The 25928-nt window shown below is 37.4% G+C and carries 26 protein-coding genes; 5 read left to right on the forward strand and 21 right to left on the reverse strand.

Annotation, left to right across the window (positions count from 1 at the left end; genetic code table 11):
* Positions 1-35 precede the first annotated feature (35 nt).
* The 5 genes from G7Y56_RS03130 to G7Y56_RS03150 are packed head-to-tail and all read right to left on the reverse strand — an operon-like array spanning position 36 to position 5382.
* Complete coding sequence (locus G7Y56_RS03130; RefSeq protein WP_165041012.1) at positions 36-2483, reverse strand: P-loop NTPase fold protein; 2448 nt, start codon at positions 2481-2483, stop codon at positions 36-38.
* 21 nt (positions 2484-2504) lie between these two features.
* Positions 2505-3080, reverse strand: a complete 576-nt coding sequence (locus G7Y56_RS03135; RefSeq protein WP_165041014.1) for a Maf-like protein — start codon at positions 3078-3080, stop codon at positions 2505-2507.
* A gap of 3 nt (positions 3081-3083) precedes the next feature.
* The gene (locus G7Y56_RS03140) at positions 3084-3545 is read right to left on the reverse strand and encodes a methylated-DNA--[protein]-cysteine S-methyltransferase (protein WP_165023773.1); all 462 of its coding nucleotides are present in this window, start codon (positions 3543-3545) and stop codon (positions 3084-3086) included.
* A 7-nt stretch (positions 3546-3552) separates the two neighbouring features.
* Positions 3553-4548 carry a GNAT family N-acetyltransferase gene (locus G7Y56_RS03145; protein WP_165041016.1) on the reverse strand — a complete coding sequence of 332 codons (996 nt, stop codon included), beginning with the start codon at positions 4546-4548 and terminating at the stop codon, positions 3553-3555.
* Between the two features lie 3 nt (positions 4549-4551).
* Positions 4552-5382 carry a 1-acyl-sn-glycerol-3-phosphate acyltransferase gene (locus G7Y56_RS03150; RefSeq protein ID WP_165041018.1) on the reverse strand — a complete coding sequence of 277 codons (831 nt, stop codon included), beginning with the start codon at positions 5380-5382 and terminating at the stop codon, positions 4552-4554.
* A gap of 182 nt (positions 5383-5564) precedes the next feature.
* Here G7Y56_RS03150 and trxA point away from each other — a divergent pair, with 182 nt between their 5' ends.
* Complete coding sequence (trxA, locus tag G7Y56_RS03155; RefSeq protein ID WP_165041020.1) at positions 5565-5999, forward strand: thioredoxin; 435 nt, start codon at positions 5565-5567, stop codon at positions 5997-5999.
* On the opposite strand, the gene G7Y56_RS03160 is transcribed toward trxA, so the two are convergent.
* The 4 genes from G7Y56_RS03160 to G7Y56_RS03175 form a co-directional block, all read right to left on the reverse strand.
* Positions 5989-6483: a CvpA family protein gene (locus G7Y56_RS03160; protein WP_165023761.1), complete on the reverse strand. Its 495-nt coding sequence runs from the start codon at positions 6481-6483 to the stop codon at positions 5989-5991. The two genes, trxA and G7Y56_RS03160, sit on opposite strands and share 11 nt — an antisense overlap.
* Before the next feature lie 99 nt (positions 6484-6582).
* Positions 6583-6735 (reverse strand): 50S ribosomal protein L34, encoded by a 153-nt coding sequence (gene rpmH, locus G7Y56_RS03165; RefSeq protein ID WP_165023758.1) that lies wholly within the window; start codon positions 6733-6735, stop codon positions 6583-6585.
* Between the two features lie 83 nt (positions 6736-6818).
* Positions 6819-7319, reverse strand: a complete 501-nt coding sequence (locus tag G7Y56_RS03170) for a dihydrofolate reductase (RefSeq protein ID WP_165041022.1) — start codon at positions 7317-7319, stop codon at positions 6819-6821.
* Entirely contained in the window at positions 7316-8758 is a 1443-nt protein-coding gene (locus tag G7Y56_RS03175; RefSeq protein WP_165041024.1) for a CCA tRNA nucleotidyltransferase, read from the reverse strand. The genes G7Y56_RS03170 and G7Y56_RS03175 overlap by 4 nt, the downstream gene beginning before the upstream one ends.
* Before the next feature lie 180 nt (positions 8759-8938).
* Between G7Y56_RS03175 and G7Y56_RS03180 the strand changes: the two genes are divergently transcribed.
* Both G7Y56_RS03180 and G7Y56_RS03185 read left to right on the forward strand, forming a co-directional pair.
* Positions 8939-9772: a hypothetical protein gene (locus tag G7Y56_RS03180; protein ID WP_165041026.1), complete on the forward strand. Its 834-nt coding sequence runs from the start codon at positions 8939-8941 to the stop codon at positions 9770-9772.
* Positions 9773-9803: 31 nt separating this feature from the next.
* Entirely contained in the window at positions 9804-10586 is a 783-nt protein-coding gene (locus G7Y56_RS03185; RefSeq protein ID WP_165041028.1) for an NUDIX hydrolase, read from the forward strand.
* Between the two features lie 156 nt (positions 10587-10742).
* Here the strand turns inward: G7Y56_RS03185 and rpsA are convergent, their stop codons facing one another.
* The 6 genes from rpsA to yihA form a co-directional block, all read right to left on the reverse strand.
* Positions 10743-12557 (reverse strand): 30S ribosomal protein S1, encoded by a 1815-nt coding sequence (gene rpsA, locus G7Y56_RS03190; RefSeq protein ID WP_165023744.1) that lies wholly within the window; start codon positions 12555-12557, stop codon positions 10743-10745.
* 197 nt (positions 12558-12754) lie between these two features.
* Positions 12755-13795: an inorganic phosphate transporter gene (locus G7Y56_RS03195; RefSeq protein ID WP_165023742.1), complete on the reverse strand. Its 1041-nt coding sequence runs from the start codon at positions 13793-13795 to the stop codon at positions 12755-12757.
* A 12-nt stretch (positions 13796-13807) separates the two neighbouring features.
* Positions 13808-14458, reverse strand: coding sequence for a DUF47 domain-containing protein (locus tag G7Y56_RS03200; RefSeq protein ID WP_165023739.1), 651 nt, complete (start codon positions 14456-14458; stop codon positions 13808-13810).
* Between the two features lie 172 nt (positions 14459-14630).
* Entirely contained in the window at positions 14631-15275 is a 645-nt protein-coding gene (locus G7Y56_RS03205; RefSeq protein WP_165041030.1) for a carbohydrate-binding family 9-like protein, read from the reverse strand.
* A 43-nt stretch (positions 15276-15318) separates the two neighbouring features.
* Positions 15319-15768 (reverse strand): nucleoside deaminase, encoded by a 450-nt coding sequence (locus tag G7Y56_RS03210; protein WP_165041088.1) that lies wholly within the window; start codon positions 15766-15768, stop codon positions 15319-15321.
* Positions 15769-15797: 29 nt separating this feature from the next.
* Positions 15798-16403: a ribosome biogenesis GTP-binding protein YihA/YsxC gene (yihA, locus tag G7Y56_RS03215; RefSeq protein WP_165023733.1), complete on the reverse strand. Its 606-nt coding sequence runs from the start codon at positions 16401-16403 to the stop codon at positions 15798-15800.
* Between the two features lie 419 nt (positions 16404-16822).
* On the opposite strand from yihA, the gene G7Y56_RS03220 reads away from it, so the two are divergent.
* Complete coding sequence (locus G7Y56_RS03220; protein WP_165041032.1) at positions 16823-17308, forward strand: GNAT family N-acetyltransferase; 486 nt, start codon at positions 16823-16825, stop codon at positions 17306-17308.
* 9 nt (positions 17309-17317) lie between these two features.
* On the opposite strand, the gene G7Y56_RS03225 is transcribed toward G7Y56_RS03220, so the two are convergent.
* The 6 genes from G7Y56_RS03225 to G7Y56_RS03250 all read right to left on the reverse strand — a co-directional run bounded on the left by G7Y56_RS03225 (position 17318) and on the right by G7Y56_RS03250 (position 23010).
* A complete protein-coding gene (locus G7Y56_RS03225) occupies positions 17318-18532 on the reverse strand; it encodes an FtsX-like permease family protein (protein WP_165041034.1) in 1215 nt (404 codons plus the stop codon).
* Between the two features lie 2 nt (positions 18533-18534).
* Positions 18535-18888: a 30S ribosome-binding factor RbfA gene (gene rbfA / locus G7Y56_RS03230; protein WP_165041036.1), complete on the reverse strand. Its 354-nt coding sequence runs from the start codon at positions 18886-18888 to the stop codon at positions 18535-18537.
* Between the two features lie 47 nt (positions 18889-18935).
* Positions 18936-19580, reverse strand: a complete 645-nt coding sequence (locus G7Y56_RS03235) for an O-methyltransferase (RefSeq protein ID WP_165041039.1) — start codon at positions 19578-19580, stop codon at positions 18936-18938.
* A gap of 122 nt (positions 19581-19702) precedes the next feature.
* The gene (gene pyk / locus G7Y56_RS03240) at positions 19703-21169 is read right to left on the reverse strand and encodes a pyruvate kinase (protein WP_165023719.1); all 1467 of its coding nucleotides are present in this window, start codon (positions 21167-21169) and stop codon (positions 19703-19705) included.
* A 37-nt stretch (positions 21170-21206) separates the two neighbouring features.
* Positions 21207-21641 carry a type II 3-dehydroquinate dehydratase gene (aroQ, locus tag G7Y56_RS03245; protein WP_165041041.1) on the reverse strand — a complete coding sequence of 145 codons (435 nt, stop codon included), beginning with the start codon at positions 21639-21641 and terminating at the stop codon, positions 21207-21209.
* A gap of 106 nt (positions 21642-21747) precedes the next feature.
* Entirely contained in the window at positions 21748-23010 is a 1263-nt protein-coding gene (locus G7Y56_RS03250) for a PLP-dependent transferase (RefSeq protein WP_165041043.1), read from the reverse strand.
* A 190-nt stretch (positions 23011-23200) separates the two neighbouring features.
* Here G7Y56_RS03250 and clpB point away from each other — a divergent pair, with 190 nt between their 5' ends.
* On the forward strand, positions 23201-25789 hold the full coding sequence (clpB, locus tag G7Y56_RS03255; protein ID WP_165041045.1) for an ATP-dependent chaperone ClpB: 2589 nt from the start codon (positions 23201-23203) through the stop codon (positions 25787-25789).
* The last annotated feature ends 139 nt before the right edge of the window (positions 25790-25928 follow it).

Genomic DNA, 25928 nt, shown 5'->3' on the forward strand with positions numbered 1-25928 from the left:
TCGTGTGAATAGCTCCTTTTTTGTTGTTTCTAGCATTAGGTAGTTGTTTTGAATCCTATGGCTTCAAGATGGCGCTGAAACCAAGGCTGATTTTTCACTTCTTTATCAAATTGGTCGAGGAACTTTTTGTAGTTGTCTTTCCAGTTACTTTTTTTATTTGATGCCTCATCAAATAATTTATTAAAATAAAAATTGTAGCTTAACTCTTCAGTGGTTTGTACCTGATTTACAAGGCTTCTAAAATGTATTTTTAGATATTCTTTGATTAATACTTGAGCTTCGTTTTTATGATATAACTGATCTAAGTTAGCTATGAAGCTGGTTTCGAAATCGGCGAAATCCTTTTGAAGTTTTAGATATTCTTGTAGATAAGAAATGTAAAGTTCGTTGTACTTTTTTTCTGAATCTTGAGAATTGTTACTAAAAATATATTTAAGAGGACTAAAGTGGTCTTCTTTAAGTCTCTGTAATATTTCATTTTTGCATTTGAGTGTATCTATATCTTTATTAGCATAACCATCTAGAAAAGTTTTGAATGTAGTGGTGTGTAATTTATATATATCGGTTTCAGATTCATGTTTGTATAGCGAATTTACTCCTGGTATAACTAAATAATAGTGCCCCCTTTCTTGTTTTAATACAGATGATGCATTTATTAATTTCAGCCCTTCTTCCTTTGTTTTAAATTCAACGCTGTTTAATAAGTCTTTCAATATTGTTTTATTACGATCATACCATTTTAAGAATTGGTTCTTCAATTCATCTTCTGACATCTTGATACCTTCACTAAACTCTTTTTGTGTAATAATTTTTTCTCCTTTTATTTTTGCGAAATAAGTATTAAGTACAACAGGATTTCCCAATGAGTATATATCACTTCCTTTTTTATTAAATAATAACTCCAATATATGAAAGCTAGTATTGATTTTTGCTGTATTTAAGCAAATAGGTTTAATAGATTTGACGATGAATTCATCGTTAGGATGCACAGTCAGATTGGATTCGTTATTCACTATATTTTTTGATATTGCTTCTATATTACGGTTATTGAGACTATAATGAGAACCATTAAACCAAAGTATTCCATCCTCTTGAGGTAAATTTGTATATATATTCTTATCCAGAATGTTTAAGTATTCTATAAGTAGTAAATCGTACAAATATATGTTATAATTGCCACCATCATCTTTAACAAAAGAGTCATGGAAATTTATATTTTCGGTTATTTTTCTTAATGTGCGCAGCGTAAGCCGTTTTTTTATGTCTTTAATAAATGATTTTATGCATTCATATTCCTTGCTAATTGCTTCAATAGAGAGTTGCTTGGCAATGTCTGTTGTAGCCATTTTTACATATTCTACCCAAGGTATAATAGGTAAAGAGTAAGACAGGGTAAATATTTTCTGTAAATACTCTTGGGGGTTCCATAAATTAGTATCAAGTGTTTTTACAATATATTCTTCATCATAAGGAACAATGAATATGGTGTTTTTAAAGTTTGCACTATTCCTTACCAACTGCAAAACATATTGTATTTCTTTTGCATCCAATCGGTCTATATCGTCTATAAAGATCATTAGCGGAACTGGGAGCTTAGCTATATTATTGCTGACCTCGCTAAATCTTTTTTCGATAGATTCATCCCCGCCTAGCGGCAAAAGAGATAAGAGTTTAGATGCAGTACCGAAGTTTCCTTTTGCTAATGCCTGTGCGTATTTGTTTATCGATGTTTGTAGTGTATAATGATCTAATTTATCTTTTAGCCCTTCTCTCAATGTATCCAAGAAATCTTGCATTATTTGTTTCGTGTCGGAACTAAACCAAGGGTTGAACTTGACTATAATTGCCCTTCCATAAAACTTTGAATCTTTGTTTATTTGTTCGTCTATCAGATTTAAGTACGATGTTTTACCCGCCCCCCAGTTACCACGCAGGCTGACAGTAAGGGCTTCTTCTTGATAGAGCTTTTTATTTTCTTCTTTATCTAGGAGGGTAGGCAATAGGTTGTTTACTATATCATTTTTGTATTGTAGTTTATCTTTAGAGCATTCTTTAATAGGACTGTGTGTGCTACTTTGCTTCTCATTTGTCTCCTTCTTCTTTTCTTTTTTATAACAAATTATATATGTGAAACCTATAAAGGTTATTGTAAAGAATACGTCAAAAAAATTAATTACCCAACAGTAAGAGGAAAATGCCCAATCAGAATGAGATATTATATCGAACCTGTATAGCAAGTAAATCAGACCAATAAGTAAATAATATAAAGAGACCCATTTATAATTTTTTATTTTTTCTCCGTAAAGATAAAAGGTGGCTACTATAAGTGCAGGGAAGCCGATCTTAATAACCCAAGAATCCAGTTTTAGGTTATCGCATATAGCTTTAATAAAAACGGAGGATATAAAAGGCTGGAAAAGCTCTATTAAGAACAGTGCAATAATAAAGTAAATAAAAGGTTGTATGTATTTCGCAATTTTCATAGTATTCGTTTTTTGTCTTCTCTACCATTTCTTCAACTCCTGATACAACCGTTGTACAGGTAACCCCATTATATTAAAATAAGAGCCCGAAATATATTCCACAGCGATATAGCCTATCCACTCTTGCACACCGTACGCTCCGGCTTTGTCTAAGGGCTTATATTTAGTTACGTAATACTCTATCTCCGATTCTTCGATGTGGGCGAATCTGACCTCTGAGGATACGCCAAAAGCATGCTGTTTCTCTTTTGTCGTGATGCAAACCCCTGTTATTACCTGATGAGTTTTGCCCGATAGCTCACGAAGCATTTGCTTAGCCTCTTCTTCATCTATGGGTTTTCCATATACTTTCCCATCAAGTAGAACGATTGTATCAGCGGTAATAAGAACGGTATTATCTTCCAGGCAATCGAAGTAAGCGTTCGCTTTCTCTTTGGCTATATAGATAGCAACATCTTTTTTCTTTATATTATCGGGATATGATTCATCTATATCGGGTAGAATCTTGATTGTGTAGTTGATGTCTAAACCCGAAAGTAATTCCTTCCTGCGGGGAGAGTTCGACGCAAGTATTACTTGATATTGAGATAAGTTCATTTATTATTTCTTTTTATAACGCTGTTCTAAGGCGAGTAATTGGCGTTTAGCATCGAGGCCATAGGCATATCCGCCCAATCCTTTGCCTTCGTTCACCACACGGTGGCAAGGTACTATGATGGCGATATTATTCTTTCCGTTGGCTGACCCTACGGCTCTAAAGCCTTTGGGTGATCCTATTGCTTGGGCTTGTTCTTTGTAAGATACAGTTTCGCCATAAGGTATACTGCAAAGATACTCCCATGCTTTTTGTTGAAAATCTGTTCCTTCCTGCATAAGTGGCAGATCGAAATCAAGTCTTTTTCCTGCGAAATATTCATCTAATTGCTTTATCGCTTCAGCTAGTGTTTCGGTGATTGGCTGTGCTGCATCAAGAGCTTTTTCAACAAAACGAAGGGCTGTGATGTGACCATAATCATCCTCGATCTCAAGTATGCCCACGGGAGACTCGTAATAAACTTTCATAATATTATTATTTAGATCTCCAGCTCCAGTTTATCATTTGGCGTAGCCGCCCTAAGAAGCGTTTCGAAGGTTTGTCCCGTAGATACGATTCGATATGTCTTTTCTTTTTATCCTCCAATATTTCATCCTTGTTGATAAGGATACCTGTTTCTTCCACATTGCCAAAAGTTTCGTTGACAGCTGTTCCAAATACTTTCATCTGTGGCGACAGGCTCATATAGGCATTTACAAGAGGTGGTATATTCAGTCCGAATTTACGGACAGAGGTATTCAATAATCGATAATCAGCCTTAAATGATTCGCCTGTAAACATCCTGCTCAATTTCCTTTTATCCGAAGTGATATGAAGTGCATGTTTGGGCCAAACCAATTTCTCCATATCGGGGAAATATAAGTTCATGAAGTATAAGATCATGTCTCGGGCTTGTGTATTGTAGGTATCGTACATGGTTACCTTACCGAAGAAATATTTCATAGATGGGTCGGCAACAGACAACGCTCCTAATCCGTCCCAAAGATTGTCAAGGGCAAATATGCCTTTCGATCCGGCCAATGTAGATTGATATTCAAGTGTAACAAACGAGCGTCCGAGTTCGAATGTATATGGAAGATATTCGTCTACAAACTTTTTAGAGAAATGGAAAAGATGGGATGTGGCTAAAATCGGCTCACCATTTTTATCAAAACGAATATCCGGACCGCAAATAAAACGATAGCCTCCAATTATTTCTTCAGCTTCGGGGTTCCATACGATTAATTGCTTGTAGGGATTGTCCATTATGTCGTACTCGTCGAGGTCTACGGGTTTGCCTGTGCCTCCGCCGTAATATCTGAAAGCAATCTCGCGTAATCGTCCGATTTCCTGCATCACATTCGGTGAATTATGATGAGTGATAATGTAGATTTCATTATGAGCCTTGTTGGTCTTTCGCAAGAATTTATCTCTGGAAAGTTCGGCTTTTAATAAATCCCTATCGATGGGTGGAATAATAGCTGCGTCCATTGATTATTTATTTGATTCTCCCAGTTTATAAGCAGTCTCTTTTACATATTCAGCCCATTGTTGCGCACTTTTCGAGTGATCGAAAGTGGAGTAAGGAATGGGTTGTCCGAAAGTAATAGAGAAGGTTTTATTTTTATTCTTGAACATTTCGTCGGGTAATAAAACCATTTCGATATTAAATTTTATACCCAGACGTTTTCTAGCATTTGCAAATCTATAAAAGAAATTTGAATTAAGCCCTCTAAAGTAGACAGGAACTATGTCTCTTTTCGATTCTATAGCCTTTTGTATGAAGTTTTTTTTCCATTCGAGGTCATATATTCTTCCATTTTGTTTTCTCGAACACAGCCCTGCCGGAAAAGTGATTATCTGGTTGTCCGAATCGAAGGCCTCGTTCGTTTCTTTTGCTACCTGTTTTGCCTGTGTACCATGTTTGTTGATTGGTAGGAAAATAGGTTGTAGGTTTCGGATGTAATACAGAATATCATTAACCACATACTTGATTTTCTTGTCATACTTTTTGCCAATAATAGCTGAAAGACAGATGCCATCTAAGCCGCCTAAAGGATGGTTGGAGACAAAAATATATCTGCCATCTGTTGGTATGCTGTCGAGTCCATCCACATCAAGTGTTAAGTTAAAGTAGCCGACAACGGATTCCATAAAATCGACACCCTTTTTATCTGCATATATGGTCAGAATTTCATTCAACTCATCCACATGCACTTTCCTTTTCAGGTAGTTGATCGCGAAACGAGGTATTTTGTTATAGATTTTAGGAGCCTTGCTTTGCAGGACTTTATCCAGATCTAATTTCATCGGTTCTTGGCTCATATTTTACAGGCTATATCACAGTTTTATATATACAAAAATACTTGTTTTTGTTCAATGTAAGATTTAATATATGTCAAATATTCATATAAATCTAATAGGGGTGTATGGGCAAATGAACTTATGGTTATATTTGCGGTTCATATAATAATAAATAGGTCACGGACCTTCAATAAACTAAATGAATGAAAAATAAAATATTATTCTCTGTTCTGGCTGTGGTTCTTTTGTCACTTAGCCTGTTAGATAGTGCTAATGTGTTTGGGCGATCGGCTCGTGAAGAAAAAAAGGATTCTGCTATTGTAACCTTGTCGGCAGCAAGCTATGAGAGTGAGACTGCTAAAGGTGTCGTTTTGGTTGATTTCTGGGCTCCATGGTGCGGTCCTTGTCGCAAGATGAATCCGATACTCGAAGAAGTTGCAGACGAGTTTAAGGGCACTGCCAAGATTGCGAAATTGAATGTGGATAATTATAAGAAATTTGCCATTGATAAACAGATTCAAGGGATTCCTGCAATTATTGTTTATAAAGATGGCAAGGAGATAGATCGCATTGTCGGGCTGATTTCAAAAGCCGATCTGACAAAAGCAATAAAAGAATATATCGCTATCACTGAGTGATCCAATCGAAATTAAGATAGGGTATCGCCAGTGGCGCAACTCGTTTTACAAGAGGGTAGGTGTGAGATTTCTCATACACATCCTCTTTTATTATGAGGTTGCTTTGGTCTATCTCCGAAATTAGATTGACTAATATACTTACTGCTATAAGCCATTTAGCACAACAAAATATGGCCCCTGCAATTCTATTCAGGGCATTCATTTCCATTGCTTTTACAGCCGATTGAACAGCTTTCCCCAGTAATATTAATGAGGTAATAATCAGAAGGAAGGCTACGACGTACGATATTGGACCGATAACGTGCGGTGATCCATCTGTCAAGCTGATAATCTTAGGTGCTATATAACCCGACAATTTTCCCGCAAATATGGCTCCAAGTATTAATCCTGCCAGCGATGCGGCCTGCATAACGAATCCCGAAGTGAATCCCTTGATAAGGGTTGCAGCAACCAGAATTATTATAACAAGATCAAACCAATTCATATCAACTAATTTATAAACGAAACATCCATAAACAACAAAAGTAAGAATTAATACTAATTCTTACTTTGTTTGCAAAAGCAAAATATCTTTTACAGACTATTATTTGCTGTATTCGTCAGAAACAGAAAGTTTAGATCTTCCTTTAGCTCTACGAGACGCAAGCACTCTACGTCCGTTAGCAGTAGCCATTCTTGAGCGAAATCCGTGCTTATTTTTTCTCTTTCTGTTTGATGGTTGAAAAGTTCTTTTCATCGCTATATATTATTTTCGTTATTATTTCTTCGTTCAAATTCGGGTTGCAAATGTAGGGGGATTATTTAAAATAAACAAGTATATTAACGTTTAATTTTCTGAAACTTAATAAAACTATGGTCATATTTATTCTTCTCGTCGGCCTTATGGTATTCCCTTGAGGTTTCTTTCCATTGGTCATCGTTTATTGAAGGGAAAAAAGTGTCTGCTCCTTCGAATCGGTGGTGTATGCGAGTGAGGTATAATGAATCAGCGAAATCGATGGCAATATTGTAGATAGAACCTCCTCCGATGAAAAAGATTTCATCTTCATTTTTGCATAAATTAATCGCTTCGTCCACCGAAGAGCACATTTCACAATTTTCGAACTGCAAACTTTTGTTTTGTGTAATTACAATATTTCTTCTGTTCGGTAAAGCTCCTTTAGGTAACGATTCGAATGTTTTTCGTCCCATGATAATGGAATGTCCGTCTGTAATCGACTTGAAATATTTCAGATCGTTAGGCAGATAGCAAAGTAGATTATTGTCTTTTCCTATCGCGTTGTTTTCGTCTGCTGCTACTATAATTGATACTGTACTCATCTTTTATCTGTTTTTATGGGTGTTAATCCTATCTTTTTCGCTTTCGCTATCAGGTGTTGGTATGCCGATTCATAATCGTTTGTGATAACGCCATCTAAGATAGCATCTTTGATCGATGATTTTAGCCGCCCAACTTCGGCACATGGTGTTAAACCGAATATTTGCATAATCTCCTCGCCATCGATCGGTGGCTGGAAATTCCGAACATTATCTTTCTCTTCAATGTCTTTCAACTTTTGGCGAACGATCTCAAAGTTTCGAAGATAACGGCGTACACGTTCAGGGTTCTTTGATGTTATGTCGGCTTCACAGAGGGTCATTAAATCATCAATGTCATCACCTGCTTCAAATAAAAGACGGCGTACGGCAGAGTCCGATATATCCTCGTCTACCAGCACTTGAGGGCGCATGTGTAACGTCACCATCTTCTGAACGTATTTCATTTTCTCATTCAGTGGTAATTTGAGCCGCTTAAAGATGTTCGGAATCATTTTCTCACCGATGAAATTATGATTATGAAATGTCCATCCCAATTTATTATCCCAACGTTTGGTCGCAGGTTTAGCTATATCGTGTAGTATAGCCGCCCAACGAAGCCAGAGGTTGTCTGTTTTTAGAGAGATATTATCTAATACGGCAAGTGTATGATAGAAATTATCTTTATGTCCTATACCATCTTTTGTTTCAGCTCCTTTGAGCGCAACAAGTTCGGGAAATATAATGGGTAATATTCCTGTTATATCAAGTTGCCTGAATCCGATAGAAGGCTTTGGAGAGAGAATTATCTTATTTAACTCATCAATGATTCGCTCCTTCGAAATTATCTCTATGCGTTCTCTGTTTCTCGTAATAGCGTCGAACGTATCAGCCTCAATATCGAATCCGAGTTGGGACGAGAAGCGGATAGCTCTCATTATACGCAATGGATCGTCGCTAAATGTTATATCGGGATCGAGTGGAGTTTTTATGGTAAGGTTCTCCATATCTTCAAGTCCATTGAAGGGGTCGAGCAGTTCACCAAATCGTTTTTTGTTAAGACATACAGCCAGCGCATTGATTGTAAAATCGCGGCGATTCTGATCGTCTTCTAATGTCCCATCTTCAACAATTGGTTTACGGGAATCTCTTTGGTAAGATTCTTTGCGTGCACCTACAAATTCTATTTCGAGGTCTTTGTATTTTATTTGTGCTGTACCGAAAGTTTTGAAAACGGATAGAAAAGCCTTTTTGCCGAGCTTTTTTGTAATTGCTGCTGCAAGGTCAATCCCTCGTCCTACGGTTACGATATCAATATCTTTTGATGGGCGGTGTAGAAATATATCCCGTACATACCCTCCAATTGCATAGCATTCGAGGTTCATTTCGTCTGCTGTTTCGGATATAATTTCAAATATTTTACCGGAGAATTTCTTTTTTAAATCCTCGTGTTCAATATGCATTCTTAAATCTGTTAGTGAAAATAACTTTTAATTCTTGCGTAATAGTGACTTTGATGCAAATAAACTCTTAAAAAGCCACTTTAGTCGAAAAAAATTATTTTATTTGTATTGCAAAATTACAAACAAAAGAACGATTTCCGTTATTTTATTACTATTTTTTATCTAATTTAATCAACTCGTATGGGAAGGTGTTTTAAAGCTTTGGCTTTGTTTTTCTGCTTTGTTATTGTGGCGTGTTCATCAAAAACAGATGGAGCGCAATTGTTGTTAGATAATGCCCGACAATTATATAATGAAGGGAGGTATGATCAGGCAAAATCAGAAATTGACAGTATCAAGACTTTATATCCGAAAGCTTTCGATCAAATAAGAGCTAGTCTGGCGTTGTTGGATAGTGTTAGACGAGGACAGGATACCCATACCATAGCGATTTGTGATTCATTAATTGCCTTACATGAGCCAAAATTAGATTCGTTGAAAAAATTATTTGTTTATCAGCGGAATAAAGAATATCAAGAAAAAGGATTTTATGTTCCGAAAGAAAGTGCGACGAGCGGACCATTAACATTTACAACCTTACGTTCGGGTGTCGGTGAAGATGGGCAGATGTATCTGGAAAGTGTTTTTATTGGAAGTGGTCAAAAGCATAATAAGATAAAAGTGTCTGCAAAAGATGGATTATCGGCAGAATCACGTCCTGTTAATGATGACGGACTAAATTATCGCTTTTCAAACCTTGGAAAACAATTTGAAATTATTAGATTTGCAGGAGAAGATGACAATGGCGTAGCTAAATTCATCTTTGAGAATACAGATAAGCCTTTAACGCTAATACTAGAAGGGAAAAATAAGAGCTCATATACTTTATCACAACCAGTGAAAAATGCTGTTACGAGGTCATATAGATTGTCTATGATGATGCAACAGTTGGATAGTTTGAAGACAGAAAAGGAAAAATCTGAATACAAAATTTATTATTTAGACAAGAAAAACGCAAATACAAACGAAAACTAAGTTAAGGAATTGCAATAACGATTAAATGCTTATGAAAAAGGATATGTTGCCCTCCGGAATATCAGGGGAGGGTGTGGCGTTATATATGCCAAGTGTATCAGTCGAGTGTGTTATTTTAGGATTTCACTCAGGAGGTCTTAAAGTATTATTGAGAAAATTGAAAATAAATGATCAATGGATGCTTCCGGGTAGTCTCATTGCTATTGACGAGGATGTCGATAAATCTGCACAGCGGACTTTATACAAAAGAACAGGAATAAGGGGTGTTTCTCCCAGACAATTTTATCTTTTCGGGAGAAAGGATAGAGCCGATAGTAATGACCATGTGTTGAAGGAATTTAATATTGAGGGTGTTGAAACTCCTTGGTACCTTCAGCGTTTCATGAGTGTTGGTTATTATGCATTGGTGCAGTTTGATCAAATTAAGCCAATGAAGTCGAAAGAGAATGATGATGAGATATTTGACTGGTTTATGCTAGACTCATTACCTGAATTGTACGCAGATCATAATAAAATTATTCGCAAAGCGATTGAGACTGTGCGTATGCATATAGGTTATATTCCTATTGGCTATAAATTGTTGCCGGAGAAGTTTACAATGCCTGAGTTGAGGGTTATCTATGAGACGATATTAGGTAAAGCAATTGACCGTAGGAATTTTCAGCGTAAGGTATTATCAGTCGGGCTTATTGAACCTTTAAATGAGACCCGGAAGATTGGTCCTCATAAATCTCCCATATTATATTCTTTTGATAAGAAAAAATATGCCGAAGCAGAAAAGAATGGAATACAATTTATGAGCAATAATTTTTAACGTCGAGTAGATATAGACAAGAAGAGCGGGAAGCCATATTAGGCTTTTCGCTTTTTGTTTTATATACCTTCTATTTTGAGAGTAGATAAAAGGTAGTTACAAAAAAAAGGAGACATCTAACAGATGTCTCCTTTTCAATATATAAGGATAAGATTATTACTTATTCTCGTTTCCAGCAAGTTTTTCTTTCAAAGCAGCAAGCTCTTCGATATCTCCTAATGTAGTTTTTTCTACATTGTTAGATGATGAAGTTGTTGTTACTTCTTCTTTGTCTTTCTTCGCTGATTTTCTAGCTTTCTTTTCAGCAGCAGCTTCTTTAGCTTCTGGTCTTTCGTCTTCGAATACGCGACTGTGAGAAACGATAATTCTCTTAGAGTCTTTGTTGAATTCGATTACTTTGAAATCTAGTTTTTCTTCGATTTTAGCTTGTGATCCGTCTTCTTTCACTAAATGTTTTGGAGTCGCAAAACCTTCAACACCGTATGGAAGAGAGATTACAGCACCTTTGTCTACCATTTCTACAACTGTTCCTTCGTGTACTGAACCTACTGTAAAGATAGTTTCGAATACATCCCAAGGGTTTTCTTCAAGTTGTTTGTGACCTAGGCTCAAACGACGGTTGTCTTTGTCGATTTCTAGCACTTGAACATCGATATCAGCACCTATTTGAGTCATCTCGCTAGGGTGTTTGATTTTCTTAGTCCAAGAAAGGTCAGAGATATGGATTAGTCCGTCAACACCTTCTTCTATTTCAGCAAATACACCGAAGTTAGTGAAGTTGCGAACTTTTGCAGTATGCTTGCTTCCAACCGGATATTTCACTTCGATATTTTCCCATGGATCTGGTTTCAATTGTTTGATACCAAGAGACATTTTGCGCTCTTCGCGATCGAGTGTAAGAACTACAGCTTCTACTTCGTCACCAACTTTCATAAAGTCTTGTGCGCTGCGTAGATGTTGAGCCCAGCTCATTTCAGATACGTGGATAAGACCTTCTACTCCGGTAGCAATTTCGATAAATGCACCATAGTCAGCCATTACCACTACTCTACCTTTAACTTTGTCACCTACCTTAAGATTAGCATCTAGTGCATCCCAAGGGTGTGGAGTCAATTGTTTCAAGCCGAGAGCGATACGTTTTTTATCATCGTCGAAGTCAAGGATAACAACGTTGATTTTCTCATCCAATTTAACCACTTCTTCAGGATGTTGTACACGTCCCCAAGATAGGTCAGTAATATGAATAAGACCATCTACGCCACCAAGGTCGATAAATACACCATATGATGTGATGTTTTTAACAGTTCCTTCAAGCACTTGACCTTTTTCCAATTTCGAAATAATATCTTTCTTTTGTTGTTCCAGTTCAGCTTCGATAAGAGCTTTGTGAGAAACAACAACGTTTTTGAATTCGTGATTGATCTTAACAACTTTGAATTCCATTGTTTTACCAACAAATACGTCGTAGTCGCGGATTGGTTTAACGTCGATTTGAGAACCCGGCAAGAACGCCTCGATACCAAATACGTCAACAATCATACCACCTTTAGTACGGCATTTGATGTAACCTTTAATAATTTCATCATTATCAAGAGCTGCGTTAACACGTTCCCAAGAACGAGAAGCGCGTGCTTTCTTGTGAGAAAGAACAAGTTGTCCTTTTTTGTCTTCTTGGCTTTCGATGTATACCTCTACTTCGTCACCAATTTTAAGATCAGGGTTGTAACGGAATTCGTTTAGTGAAATAACACCATCCGATTTGTAACCGATGTTGATAACAACTTCACGTTTGTTCATCGATGTTACCTTACCCATTACCACTTCTTTGTCGTTGATTTTACTTAACGACTGGTCGTAGGTTTTTTCTAATTCTTCTTGACTCTTATCTGAATAAGTGTCACCTTTTTCGTACGAATCCCAATCAAAATCTGCAAGTGGTTGTACGTGTTTCAATATTTCTGATTCAATCATCTAATAAGGATCTGATACCTGATCTGATCAGTAATTTTAAAGGGTTAAACATAATTGCTTAATTAAAAGCGGTGCAAAGATATTGTTTTTCAATGAATAAAGCAATATTTTAATCTGGAAAATGTTAGGTGTTAAATGAAAAAAGAGGGTAACCGCTTAAGGTTATCCTCTTTTGTATCTATTTGTCTGGTAATATTTTAATCTACAATAAATATTCCTAGTGCATAATAGCAAAGCATTGCCATAACTGCACTAACGGGTATTGTTAGTATCCATGCAATCAAAAGGTCTTTTGTTACACCCCAGCGAACAGCCGAAAGGCGTTTTACCGACCCTACTCCGATTATACTACCTGTTATAACATGTGTAGTACTTACCGGTACGTGTAGTATCTCAGTAATAAAGAGGGTTAATGATCCTGCCGTTTGGGCACAGAAGCCTTCGATAGGAGTGATTTTCGTAATACGGTTACCCATAGTTTTCATAATCTTCCATCCACCACACATCGTTCCTATTGCAATAGCCGTAAAACAGGCTATCGGAACCCAGTCGTGCATGTCGTCCATGGATGACATACGCAGCCATTCGTGAACCTCCGGATTTGTTTGTGTAAATGCTATCAAGGCGGCGGCGATGATACCCATTACCTTTTGTGAGTCGTTCAGTCCATGCCCTATGCTAAGCAATGCGGATGATATGAGTTGGAGATTCTTGAACCACCGGTCGGCTTTTCCCGGTTTTGCCTTTTGGGCAAAATGAAGGGTGATGAGTGTAATGATATTACCTCCCACCATACCGATAAGTGGTGCTACAACGATAAATAGTGCTATCACACCGATTACTCCTGCGTGCACCGCATGGAAGCCTGCGCCTGCAATACCTGCGCCTGCAAAACCACCGATAAGGGTGTGCGATGATGAGGAAGGGATGCCTAGCCACCAGGTTACAAGATTCCATGTAATGGCAGCGACTAGTCCGGCTATGATAACATGAGAAGGGTTTGCGACCACTCCCATATTTACCACTTTGGATACAGTATCGGCAATACCAAAACCACCAATAATATATTTAGCGATAAAAAATGCAACGAAATTGAAAAATGCCGCCCAGATAACGGCTTGTGTAGGTGTCAGTACCTTTGTGGATACCACAGTGGCTATTGAGTTAGCTGCATCGTGGAATCCGTTGATAAAGTCGAAAACAATGGCTAATACAATAATTATTATAAGTAGGGTCATTTCTTTTTTTAGTTATGTGTACTTAACAATAATTGTTTTGATTATTTTACCTACAGTTTCGGCTGCATCGGTTGCGCGTTCCAATTCGTGAAGGATATCTTTTAGTTTGATAACTTCTATGGCGTTTGTTTCGTTTTCGAACAAGTCTATTAAGAAATGCTCGTATACGTCGTCAGCCTTTGTTTCTATCACATCTAATTGTGCGCAGTATTCTTTAATTTTTGCAGGACTTTTCTTTAGAACGTCCAGCTCTTTGATTGCCAGATTAAGACAAGCTGCCGATTCTTTAACCAATAAAGCTAAACGAACTGCGCTTTCGGGCATTGTTTTCGGGCTGTATAGCATGATGCGTTTGGCACAGCTATTGATAAGATCGGTCACATCGTCCATTTTAGAAGAGAGGTTGTTGATGTCTTCTCGGTCGAATGGAGTGATGAATGTGTTGTTCAACTCTTCAAAAATTTGGTTTTGAATTTGATCACCACGGCGTTCCTGCTCTTTTATTTTTTTGTAGTACTCTACTGCAGAATTATGGTCTGCTGCTGTTTGAACGCATTCAACGATCAGGTCGGAAGCTGCACTTATAACTTCCGTCATCTCACTAAGAAGTGGAAAGAACTTAGTTTCTTTAGGTTTAAACCTATCGAATAGATTATTTTTCATAAAAAATTAAATATATCCATATTTAACAGAAAATTAAGAGCATCTTAATACTATCTTAAAACTCTGAATTGGCGCAAAGATAAGAAAAAAAACATATAACGAAAGATTTTTTAACACAAAATTAGCGCAATATATGGTATTGATTTACTGATACTTGTGTGGATTCGTTATATTAATCTTCAAAGTCTAAAAATCCGAAGAAGTTAGGTAAATGAAAATTAGGATTCTCGTTATTTATAGGGTTCCATGAAAGAAAATGAGGTTTAGACAAATCATCTCCGCATTTGTAGAGATTGGCGCGAGCTTTTACTCCATTAAATGATTTAATGTCGTCTTTCCAAAAAACGGAAGTGGGCATAACAAGAAGTAGATTCCATTTGAAATTGCCTTCTTTTCTTTCGAAATTGTCGGTTCCCAGACTTGGATATCGTTTTATAGATGACATTGTGTCAAAATCACCATATACGGAATCTTTTCTGTCTTTGCGGTAGCCAAACAAGGCTTTACCTATACACGAAAATTCGGCATTGTAATAATAGGGAGACTCTCCGAAGGAAATGAAGAATTCGACACACGAATCTGTCCAGACAGGGCCATTGTCTTTGGTTGTCTTTGCTAATATTTCATTTTCCTCAACAAAATATTGAAGGAATAGATAATCTCCATTATGGGCAATCTTAAACGAAACATCGGGTTTGTAGGGATATTGACTCTCCCAATTGACAGAGCCTATTGCATTTAACGATACTGCATCCAGCGCCTCTGTTATCAGGCTTGCATTGTTAGTCTCTGTGATTCTGATTTTTGGTACTAGCATTGTACTCAGATTTAGGTATAATAATATATCTGGGTTGTATTTTTCAATATTCTATTTTATCCTCTTTCTCTTCCCATTTTTGAAAAGCGACTATTGCTTTGTCGTGAAGAATTTGCTTTGCAGGAATACTCCTATCCTCTGGTTTCAAATCTATCTGCTCATAGATGAACGAGTCGTCGAAGCCTATATTCTTAGCATCATCTTTTGTACATCCGTAATATATCTTATCCATTCGTGCCCAATAGATTGCAGCAAGACACATGGGGCATGGTTCGCAAGATGTATATATTTCGCAGCCAGCTAAATCAAAAGTATTCAGCTTTTTGCAAGCTTTACGTATTGTGGTGACTTCGGCATGTGCCGTCGGATCGTTATGTAACGTTACGCAGTTGTGACCTTGTGCTATAATCTCTCCATTTTTTACGATAACCGCTCCAAAAGGGCCACCACCTTTGGTTACACTTTTTTCTGCCCATTTTATGGCCTTGAGCATATATTCAGGGTTTATTTCGTCTTGTTTTTTCATTTTGATTGTAAATCCTTATTAATCTGATCTATATAGTTGAGTATTTCATCTGCACCTACTCTCGCTTCGGCTGATGTGTAGAATATAGGAGGCAGTTCTTCCCATGTTTCCTTTAGTTTGTCGGTATATGCAGCAATATTTTCTTTTAGGCGGCTTTTGCTGATCTTGTCGATCTTAGTGAATATGATCGAAAACGGCACACCTAGTTCTCCTAGCCAGTTCATGAAATCCATATCTACTTTTTGAGGTTCGTGCCTACAGTCGAGTAGGAGGAAAAGGCACGTAAGATCTTCTCTGTTTAATATATAACTTTCAATGATTTTACGTATCTGTTCACGTCCGTCTTTTCCTCGTTGGGCATATCCATATCCGGGCAGATCGACCAAATACCATTCATCGTTTATGATAAAATGGTTTATCAATTGGGTTTTTCCGGGCTTCGACGATGTCATCGCCAGTCCGTTGCGATTGGTGATCATATTGATCAAAGAGGATTTACCTACATTGGAACGTCCGATAAAAGCATATTCTGCTCTGCCATCTTGCGGGCAAAGTTTATAATCGGTATTGCTTATTAGAAATTTAGCGTCTTTAATTATCATCTTCTGATTGAGATTGATTTGATTACACGAAAATACACTAAAATTATGAATATTGGGTAACGTATATGGATCTTAAGGTTGCAGATTCCTATTTCTTTTGATAAGTGTTACGCTAAATCACGGCTATATCGACAGGTATTACATTCAGATTTTATTTAATTAAACGTGAATTCGATATAAGAAAAGGAGGAATAAAAACTTCATTCGAATTTGTCATCCCGATACGCAGTGAGGAATCTGTTTTTCTATAACAAGGAGCAGTTGAGATTCCTCACTGCGTATCGGGATGACAGAATAGGCGAAAGATAGGTCGATACTCACAACTCATATTCTAATGATTTAATATCTAACTCACGTTTAATTAAAGAAAAACTGAATATATTTACACTTCGAAAATCTTAAAATAATGGTTGGTTAAAATGATAAGAGAAGTACAACTTGACGATGCAAAAAGAATTGCAGAAATCTATAATTACTATATTAAAGATACCATTATCACCTTCGAAGAAAAGTTGGTAAGCGAAGAGGATATAGCTCAACGTATACTGAAAGTGCAAGGGAAAGGTTTCCCTTATTTTGTATATGAGAAAGAGGGTAAGGTGATAGGCTATGCTTACCTGAATAATTGGAGGGAGCGTTCGGCTTATGATATTTCATTAGAGACGAGTGTTTATCTCGATCATGAAATGATAGGTAGCGGTGTGGGCAGTATTTTATACAAAGAACTTATTATGAGAGCAAAGGCAATCAATATACATTCGCTTATCGGTGGAGTTTCTTTGCCGAACGAGGAGAGCCAACGGCTGCATGAAAAGTTTAATTTCAGATTGGTCGGGAATTTTAAAGAATCTGGAAAGAAATTCAATCGCCTTATTGATGTGGAATTCTGGCAATTGATACTTTGATTTGAATATTTACAGATTTTTCCGCAGATTGTTTACCGGATAAAGTACAGCAAGAAAGCCGATAATATTTACAGTTACGAATATCAGAAGGATATCCAGTATTTGCACCGATACAGGGTATGAATCTATTACAAATGTACCCGCATCACCTAGTTTCAGAATGCCAAAGTATTGTTGAAGCAGGCAAATAATGATTCCGATAACAAGTCCGGCTATTCCACCTATAAAGGTTATTAACCAGCCTTCTAATAAAAATATATTTGTTATCAGTTTGTTATTGGCACCCATGCTTTGAAGAATCTTGATGTCTGCCGTTTTTTCTATAATCAACATAGATAAGGAGCCGACAACATTGAATATCGCTATCATAGATATAATGGCAAGAATGAGGAAGGTAACCCATTTCTCTACATTCACCATTCGGAAAAGGTCTTCTTGTTGTTCGAAGCGGTCTTTCACCAAATAATCGCTTCCTAATATTCCTTCTATTTTGTGACGAATGTTTTCCAGAGATTCACCTTCTTTTATTTTTATATCCAGTGACGATACTTCTGTGTCGTAATGGAGTAGTTCGCGCATCAAGTCGATAGATACGATAAGCATCTGATCATCATACTTTGCCTGATTGAGAGCGAAAACACCGCTAACATAAACTTCGGAATGGGTAAATGCTGTAGATGGATTTGCCAGATTTATTTTTTCGTTCCTCTTTGGTATGTATATTTCCAGAGGGGATAGGAAGCCTGCGCGCGTACCCATATACATTGCTAGCCCTGCACCTATTACACTGTAATCTATGTCGCCTTCCCGTAATATAAATTCGCCATCTATTATGAGCTTATTTATGTCTGCCAGGTTTACGAATTCGGAGGATACTCCTTTTAAAAGAATTGGATCTTGCCTGTCTTCGAATCTCAATAAAGCATTTTCTTCCAACGCTTCCGATACCAAAGATATTTCGGCAAGTTGTTTTACTTTTAATATTTTAGGGTCGGTAGAATCGAATACTTTTCCTTGTGCAGGAGTGATTTGTAGTTCGGGGTCAAAAGAACTGAATGATTTCGCTACTACATCGGTGAAGCCGTTGAATACCGATAGTGTACATACTAGTGCCATTGTGGCTATAGCAATCCCACACACCGATATCATGGATATGACATTGATGGCATTATGCGATTTCTTAGAGAAGAGATAACGCTTGGCTATGTAGAACGAGAGTTTCAAATTTACTCTTCCGACTTATTATTTGTGCCTAACAATTTGTCTATATTTTCAAGATGGTCAAGTGAATTGTCCAGATAGAAAGCCAATTCGGGTATTATTCTCAATTGCTTTCCAAGGCGTTGTCCTAATTCGAAGCGAACAGCTTTCATGTTTGCTTTTATATTTTCTACCAATTCTTTGCCTTTTTCGGAAGGGAAAATACTCAGGTAGACTTTCGCCAAGCCTAAATCGGGACTTACGCGTACTTCACTTACCGATATAAGAATGCCTTGCATCAGGCGGGCATCTTTTAGAAATATTTCACCCATTTCTTTCTGAATGAGTCTGTTTATTTTTTGTTGTCTTGTTGATTCCATTGTTTTTATTTTTTACAAAGGTAAGCAGTAAATAGTTTCTGAAAGAATTATTTTTTCCAAATCAGTGTTAATCCGTCTCGCAAGGGTAAAATAACTTTCTCCACACGGCTATCTTTTGCTATCATATCATTGAATTTTTGAATACCGATTGTCTGCTTATCCGAAGGCTTCGCTATTTCCAATACTTTGCCATCCCAAAGCGTATTGTCTGCTATGATCAAGCCTCCCGAACGAACTTTGTCAAAGATAAGGTCGTAATACTCAATGTATGTACGCTTGTTAGCATCGATAAATACCAGATCGAAAGTGCAATCGATGGTCGGTATTATTTCCATAGCATCACCTATATGCAGATGTATTTTATCCTTTAATTTGGTTTTATGTAAGTATTTTAGAATGAAATCTTCCAGTTCATCATTTACCTCTAGTGTATGTATTTCTGCATCTTCGGTAGCTCCTTCTGCAAGACAGAGAGTCGCATAGCCGGTGTAAGTACCTATTTCAAGTATATATTTTGGTTGTATCAGCCGGCAAAACATTTTTAGTAACCGCCCTTGCAGATGCCCTGATAACATGCGTGGTCGAAGCAGATTGACATGGGCATCTCTGTTCAGTTGTTTCAATAAATCACCTTCCTCGTCTATATGGGAAAGGATGTAATTTTCTATTGCCTCATCGTGTTCTAAACTCATAACTCATTTTAATGTTTCACAAAGCTAATGATTCAATTTAAATCTCCATAAAAACAAATGAGATAATAACAAAGCTGTTATTATCTCATTTAATATTATAGATTAATTTCTATTCTTAACAGTCAATCAACCGGTACTTCGAAAGCATCTTTAGAATCTACTACACGACCTACATTGTTGATTTCAAGGAAAGATGTTCCTTTACCTTCACCAAATGATCCGCTTAGATAAGCAACATCATCTTGTTTAGTGATAGCTTTAAGATCTAACATGTGGTTAAGAGCTTTCAAGAAATATTCTTTATGCTTGTGAGTAGTGAAACCTGTCGATTCTTGGTGAGATGCATGTACACCATAGCATACAGATAGTTGACGAGCAACTTCTTCTTTACAGCAGATAGCAAATACCGGGCTCTTGCTACGGAAAGCAGCTAGAGTACGAGCAGTGCGACCGGTGAAGCTATCAGTGATAATAGCGCTGATTCCTAGTTGAGTAGCAGCTTTTACAGCTTGTTTAGCTAAGAATGAAGTAGTGTCATACTCTTCGTCTTTGAACGGAACCGGAGTTACTTTCTCTTCCAGTTTAGATTCTTCTGCAGCAGCAGCTACCTGAGCCATTGTGCGAACAGCTTCGATTGGGTATTTACCATAAGCAGTTTCTCCACTCAACATCACAGCATCAGTTCCGTAATATACTGCATTTGCAATATCGGCAACTTCGGCACGAGTCGGACGAGGGTTCTCGATCATTGTATGCAACATTTGAGTAGCAACGATAACCGGTTTTTTGTATTCTATAGCCTTACGGATAAGTAAGCGCTGGATTCCAGGGATTTTTTCTTGTGGAACTTCAATACCTAGGTCACCACGAGCTACCATTACGCCATAAGCATATTCGTAGATTTCGTCGATGTTGTCAACACCTTCTTGGTTTTCAATTTTAGCAATGATTTTGATATCGCTATTGTGAGCATCAAGAATTTTTTGAACATCTAGAACATCACCTTTATGTCTAACAAATGAGTGAGCAATAAAGTCTGCGCCATATTTGATAGCAATTTCGATACATTTTTTATCTTTTTCAGTGATTGAAGGCAAGTTGATGCTAACACCAGGGATGTTAACGCTCTTGCGGCTTCCAATAGTACCATCGTTTTGTACTTCAACGATCAATGCATCAGCAGTTTTTTCGATAACTTTAAGTGCTGTTTCACCATCGTCAATAAGAAGAAGGTTTCCTACAGAAACATCTTTTACTATACTTGGGTATGACACAGAAATTTGTTCAGCGGCAGATAGTACGTTGATGTCACCGATAACTCTTAATTTGTCACCTGTTTTAACAACGATTTTTTCACCTGTAGTAGTTGCAGTTGTACGTATTTCAGGACCTTTAGTATCCATCATGATACCAATAGTTTTAGATACCGCACGTACGTTTGTTATTACTTTAACAAATCCCTCTTCGGTCATGTGAGCCGAGTTCATTCTCACAACATTGATTCCTTCATTATACAACGACTGAATAAAATCAACATCGCAACGCATGTCTGAAATTGTAGCAACAATTTTCGTCTTTTTCTTAGTCATAAAAGTAAAATAGTTTAATTGTATATAGTTATATATTTTAAATGCTTAGAGTATTTATTGCGAAATAACGAACGGCAAGTTCGTATGAGAATAAGCCTAATCCGACTACAGAACCTTTGCAAGCTGGTGCTATCATCGATTTGTGGCGAAACTCTTCGCGTGTATGTATGTTTGATATGTGTACCTCTATTGTTGGAGTTGTCACCGCTTTTATCGCGTCGTGTATGGCAATAGACGTGTGTGTATACGCACCTGCATTAAGAACTATACCGTCATACGAAAACCCGACATCGTGTATCTTATCTATTATTGCCCCTTCGTGATTAGATTGGAAATAATGTAACTCACATTCTGAACCAAATAATTGTTGTAATTGAATGAAGTACGTGTCAAAAGAAGCATTTCCGTAAATATCAGGCTCTCTTTTGCCTAATAAATTCAGATTGGGTCCGTTTATTATCTGTATTTTCATATCAATCAACTACTTAGAGATGAGTATCTTTTCCTATTCAGTTTAGGAGAACAAAGGTAAGACTTTTTTCGTTCGTATTGTAATCATTCCTTACATTTAAGACAAATTAATGTAAGGATTTCAATGCTTGAATGATATCCCCTTTCAAATCATTCACATCTTCTAAGCCCACAGACAATCGAAGTAAGTTGTCTTCTATACCCATAACCGATTTCATCTCTGGCGAGAATGTGCCATATATCGTAGATTCGGGATGTATTATAAGTGTTTTGTTATCGAACAAATTGGTTGCACGCCTGATGATTTGTAACTGATCCATGAATTTATAGCATGCATCTTTAGACTCAAGACTGAAAGTAAGCATAGCTCCCGGATTAGTCGAGAATAGGCTGTCAGAAACCTCTTTATAAGCTGAGCTCTTTAGTTTCGGATAATTTACTTTTAGTATATCTTCTTGTTCGGAAAGAAATTGTGCTAATTCGTATGCCGAGTCAGCCATTCTTTCGAATCGTAATTGTAATGACTCCATTCCTAACGCCTGTAGGTATGCAGTGTCGGGATCCATACATGCTCCGATGTTTCGTGCTATTTCGCGTTTTAATTTGAATGAAAAATTAGACATTTGGCTACTCTTTGCAACCTTATTCAATTTTCGGTTATGTGCCCAGTTGAAAGTGCCATAGTCTAGGATCGCACCACCGATACTGGTTGCACCACCTGATATGTATTTTGTTGTCGAAACCACCTCAATATCGACGCCTGCTTCCTTTGCATTGAAGCCACACCAAGGTATAATGGTCGAGTCTACAATCATGGGGATATTGCGGGTTTTTAGCAATTTAGAAATCTCGGTAAGATTGGCAACTTCCATATGTGGGTTGGTAATCAGTTCGCAAAAAAATGCGCATGTATTTTGGTCGATAGCAGAGGCTATTTCTTCCATGTCGTCGGTGTTTACAAAACGAACCTCTACATCAAACTCGGCCAATGTGATTTTTAATATCGAAAACGTATTTCCGAATAAGTGAGGCGAGGTAACTATATTGCTTCCTGCATATGCTAAAGTGAAGAATGTATTCGATATTGCAGCCATTCCCGAAGCCAGAGCCATTACGCTTTCTGCGCCTGAGGCTGCTTGTATTTTTCGCTCCAGATTTTCTACTGATGGGTTTGTTATGCGCGAATATGTATGTGATGCAATATCTTCTCTGTTCTGAAATGCTGCTGCTATACTCTCAGAGTCGGGAAATTCGAAGGCAGCATTGCGGTATATAGGCATGCCGATTGCTCCATGTATATCGGGTTTCTTGAACTTTTCGCTAATGATTCGAGTCGAGAATCTCTCGTTTTGACAATCTTCCTGTGACATAATCTTTATACCTTTTTAATTTTAGATCAAAGGTAAGAAAGTCTTATTAAATAATTATTCTCAACGCAATATATATTTTAGATTAAAAATTCACTGACAATCTGTCATAAAATATTGTTTGGCAAATAATTTGAACGTTCATTATCAAATAATTGTTATATAAATTAGAATAAGAAAGGAGAATAAATATATGAATTTCAACAATTTTACAATTAAGTCTCAAGAATCTATTCAAAAAGCGATTGAGATAGTGAAAGAGAAAAATCAACAAGCTATCGAACCTGCTCATATCCTTATGGCTACGATAATGACGGGCGAGAATATTGTTAATTTCCTTTTTCAAAAGTTAGGAACTAATACCGGACATTTGACCTCATTGCTTAGTAAGGAAATCGACCTCTATCCGAAAGTTTCGGGTGGCGAACCTTATTTGAGTCGTGAGAGCAATGCTGCGCTTGATAAAGCTGTGGATTATGCTAAAAAGATGGGCGATCAGTATGTTTCTATCGAGCATGTGTTGTTAGGTCTTTTGTCTGAAAAGAGTTCTGCTTCTCAGCTTTTAAAAGATGCAGGTATTACTGAAAAAGAATTACAATTGGCAATTAATGAGTTACGCAAAGGCAATAATGTAACCAGCCAATCGGCAGAAGATACTTATCAGTCGCTAGAGAAATTTGCAATCAACCTTACTCAACAAGCTCGTGATGGTAAGCTCGATCCGGTAATTGGCCGTGATGAGGAAATTCGCCGTGTGCTTCAAATCCTCAGTCGTCGTACAAAGAATAACCCTATATTGATAGGTGAACCCGGTACGGGTAAAACAGCTATTGCCGAAGGTCTGGCTCATCGTATAATCCGTGGTGACGTACCCGATAATTTGCGAAGCAAGCAAATCTATTCTTTAGATATGGGTGCTTTGGTTGCAGGGGCTAAGTATAAAGGAGAATTCGAAGAACGTCTGAAATCAGTTGTGAACGAAGTAATCAAAGCCGAGGGCGAGATTATATTATTTATAGATGAGATACATACCCTTGTTGGTGCAGGTAAAGGCGAAGGTGCGATGGATGCAGCTAATATATTGAAGCCTGCTCTTGCTCGTGGAGAATTACGTGCAATAGGTGCAACTACTTTGGATGAATACCAAAAGTATTTCGAGAAGGACAAAGCTCTTGAACGCCGTTTCCAAATAGTGATGGTTGATGAGCCGAGCGAGTTGGATGCAATATCCATCCTGCGCGGATTGAAAGAAAGGTATGAGAATCATCATAAGGTGCGTATTAAAGATGAGGCTATAATTGCTGCTGTGCAATTGTCATCACGTTATATTACCGATCGTTTCTTGCCCGATAAAGCTATTGACTTGATGGATGAAGCGGCAGCCAAATTGAGGATGGAAGTGGATTCCGTTCCTGAGGAACTGGATGAAAAGAGTCGCCGTATCAAACAATTGGAAATAGAAAGAGAGGCTATCAAGCGTGAGAATGATAAAAATAAGGAAGCGGAATTGAGTAAAGAAATAAGTTCGCTTAAAGAAGAAGAAAAAGAGTTGAAGGCTAAGTGGCAATCAGAAAAAGATGTAATCAATAAGATTCAACAAAATAAGATTGAAATAGAGGATGCTAAATTTCAAGCAGATAAAGCCGAGCGAGAGGGTGACTATGGTAAAGTAGCCGAGTTGCGTTACGGCAAACTAAAAGAACTGGAAACAGAAATAGAAAAACTGCAGGCTCAATTGCATGATATGCAAGGTGGCAGAGCTATGATAAAAGAAGAAGTAGATTCTGTCGATATTGCTGATGTAGTTTCTCGCTGGACTGGTATTCCGGTGAATAAGATGATGCAAAGCGAGAAGGATAAACTTCTGAATCTTGAAGATGAATTACACAGACGTGTAGTTGGTCAAGAGGAGGCTATCTCTGCGATATCGAATGCTATACGCCGTAGTCGTGCCGGATTACAAGATCCGAAACGTCCGATTGGTTCATTTATATTCTTAGGTACAACCGGTGTCGGTAAAACAGAGTTGGCAAAAGCCCTTGCTGAATTCTTGTTCGATGATGAAAATATGATGACTCGTATAGATATGAGCGAATATCAGGAGAAATTCAGTGCTACTCGCCTTATCGGTGCACCTCCGGGATATGTAGGTTATGACGAAGGGGGTCAGTTGACAGAGGCTATTCGACGTAAGCCGTATTCGGTGGTTTTGTTCGATGAAATAGAAAAGGCGCATCCCGATGTATTCAATATCTTATTGCAAGTATTGGATGATGGTCGTTTGACAGATAATAAAGGTCGTGTTGTGAACTTTAAAAATACGATAATTATTATGACATCGAACATGGGATCGGCTCTGATTCGTGAAAACTTTGCTACAATAACAAAAGATAATCATGAAGAGGTAGTGGATAAGACAAGAAATGAAGTGTTGAGTATGTTGAAATCGACTATTCGTCCCGAGTTCCTGAATCGTATCGATGAAATTATTATGTTTGAGCCACTGAAAGAAAGTGAAATAGCACAAGTGGTACGCATTCAGTTGGATGGCATAGTCAAAATGTTGCGGACCAGCAATGTGAAACTAGAATTTACAGATGCCGCCATAACATGGATTGCTCATGAAGGATTTGATCCTGAATTTGGAGCGCGCCCTGTGAAGCGAGTTATTCAACGACTTGTATTAGACAATTTGTCGAAGAAACTACTTGCCGGAACCATCGATAAATCGAATCCAATTGTTATTGATGAAAAAAACGGAGAATTAGAATTCCGAAATTAAGTAAAACTATATTTTAGTGATGAAGACCAGTTAATTTATTAATTGGTCTTTTTTTTATATTTCATAAAATTGATTTTAGGTTTGTAGTTTCAAAAAAAAGTTGGATAGTATAGGTGTTAATTTCAAATTAATAAGGTTT

The sequence above is a fragment of the Dysgonomonas sp. ZJ709 genome, assembly GCF_011039195.1.
Lineage (GTDB): Bacteria > Bacteroidota > Bacteroidia > Bacteroidales > Dysgonomonadaceae > Dysgonomonas.

Excerpts from the sequence above, each read along its gene's own strand:
- G7Y56_RS03130 (WP_165041012.1), bottom strand. The coding sequence starts at position 2,483 with ATGAAAATTGCGAAATACATACAACCTTTTATTTACTTTATTATTGCA.
- G7Y56_RS03135 (WP_165041014.1), bottom strand. The coding sequence starts at position 3,080 with ATGAACTTATCTCAATATCAAGTAATACTTGCGTCGAACTCTCCCCGC.
- G7Y56_RS03140 (WP_165023773.1), bottom strand. The coding sequence starts at position 3,545 with ATGAAAGTTTATTACGAGTCTCCCGTGGGCATACTTGAGATCGAGGAT.
- G7Y56_RS03145 (WP_165041016.1), bottom strand. The coding sequence starts at position 4,548 with ATGGACGCAGCTATTATTCCACCCATCGATAGGGATTTATTAAAAGCC.
- G7Y56_RS03150 (WP_165041018.1), bottom strand. The coding sequence starts at position 5,382 with ATGAGCCAAGAACCGATGAAATTAGATCTGGATAAAGTCCTGCAAAGC.
- trxA (WP_165041020.1), top strand. The coding sequence starts at position 5,565 with ATGAAAAATAAAATATTATTCTCTGTTCTGGCTGTGGTTCTTTTGTCA.
- G7Y56_RS03160 (WP_165023761.1), bottom strand. The coding sequence starts at position 6,483 with ATGAATTGGTTTGATCTTGTTATAATAATTCTGGTTGCTGCAACCCTT.
- rpmH (WP_165023758.1), bottom strand. The coding sequence starts at position 6,735 with ATGAAAAGAACTTTTCAACCATCAAACAGAAAGAGAAAAAATAAGCAC.
- G7Y56_RS03170 (WP_165041022.1), bottom strand. The coding sequence starts at position 7,319 with ATGAGTACAGTATCAATTATAGTAGCAGCAGACGAAAACAACGCGATA.
- G7Y56_RS03175 (WP_165041024.1), bottom strand. The coding sequence starts at position 8,758 with ATGCATATTGAACACGAGGATTTAAAAAAGAAATTCTCCGGTAAAATA.
- G7Y56_RS03180 (WP_165041026.1), top strand. The coding sequence starts at position 8,939 with ATGGGAAGGTGTTTTAAAGCTTTGGCTTTGTTTTTCTGCTTTGTTATT.
- G7Y56_RS03185 (WP_165041028.1), top strand. The coding sequence starts at position 9,804 with ATGAAAAAGGATATGTTGCCCTCCGGAATATCAGGGGAGGGTGTGGCG.
- rpsA (WP_165023744.1), bottom strand. The coding sequence starts at position 12,557 with ATGATTGAATCAGAAATATTGAAACACGTACAACCACTTGCAGATTTT.
- G7Y56_RS03195 (WP_165023742.1), bottom strand. The coding sequence starts at position 13,795 with ATGACCCTACTTATAATAATTATTGTATTAGCCATTGTTTTCGACTTT.
- G7Y56_RS03200 (WP_165023739.1), bottom strand. The coding sequence starts at position 14,458 with ATGAAAAATAATCTATTCGATAGGTTTAAACCTAAAGAAACTAAGTTC.
- G7Y56_RS03205 (WP_165041030.1), bottom strand. The coding sequence starts at position 15,275 with ATGCTAGTACCAAAAATCAGAATCACAGAGACTAACAATGCAAGCCTG.
- G7Y56_RS03210 (WP_165041088.1), bottom strand. The coding sequence starts at position 15,768 with ATGCTCAAGGCCATAAAATGGGCAGAAAAAAGTGTAACCAAAGGTGGT.
- yihA (WP_165023733.1), bottom strand. The coding sequence starts at position 16,403 with ATGATAATTAAAGACGCTAAATTTCTAATAAGCAATACCGATTATAAA.
- G7Y56_RS03220 (WP_165041032.1), top strand. The coding sequence starts at position 16,823 with ATGATAAGAGAAGTACAACTTGACGATGCAAAAAGAATTGCAGAAATC.
- rbfA (WP_165041036.1), bottom strand. The coding sequence starts at position 18,888 with ATGGAATCAACAAGACAACAAAAAATAAACAGACTCATTCAGAAAGAA.
- G7Y56_RS03235 (WP_165041039.1), bottom strand. The coding sequence starts at position 19,580 with ATGAGTTTAGAACACGATGAGGCAATAGAAAATTACATCCTTTCCCAT.
- pyk (WP_165023719.1), bottom strand. The coding sequence starts at position 21,169 with ATGACTAAGAAAAAGACGAAAATTGTTGCTACAATTTCAGACATGCGT.
- aroQ (WP_165041041.1), bottom strand. The coding sequence starts at position 21,641 with ATGAAAATACAGATAATAAACGGACCCAATCTGAATTTATTAGGCAAA.
- G7Y56_RS03250 (WP_165041043.1), bottom strand. The coding sequence starts at position 23,010 with ATGTCACAGGAAGATTGTCAAAACGAGAGATTCTCGACTCGAATCATT.
- clpB (WP_165041045.1), top strand. The coding sequence starts at position 23,201 with ATGAATTTCAACAATTTTACAATTAAGTCTCAAGAATCTATTCAAAAA.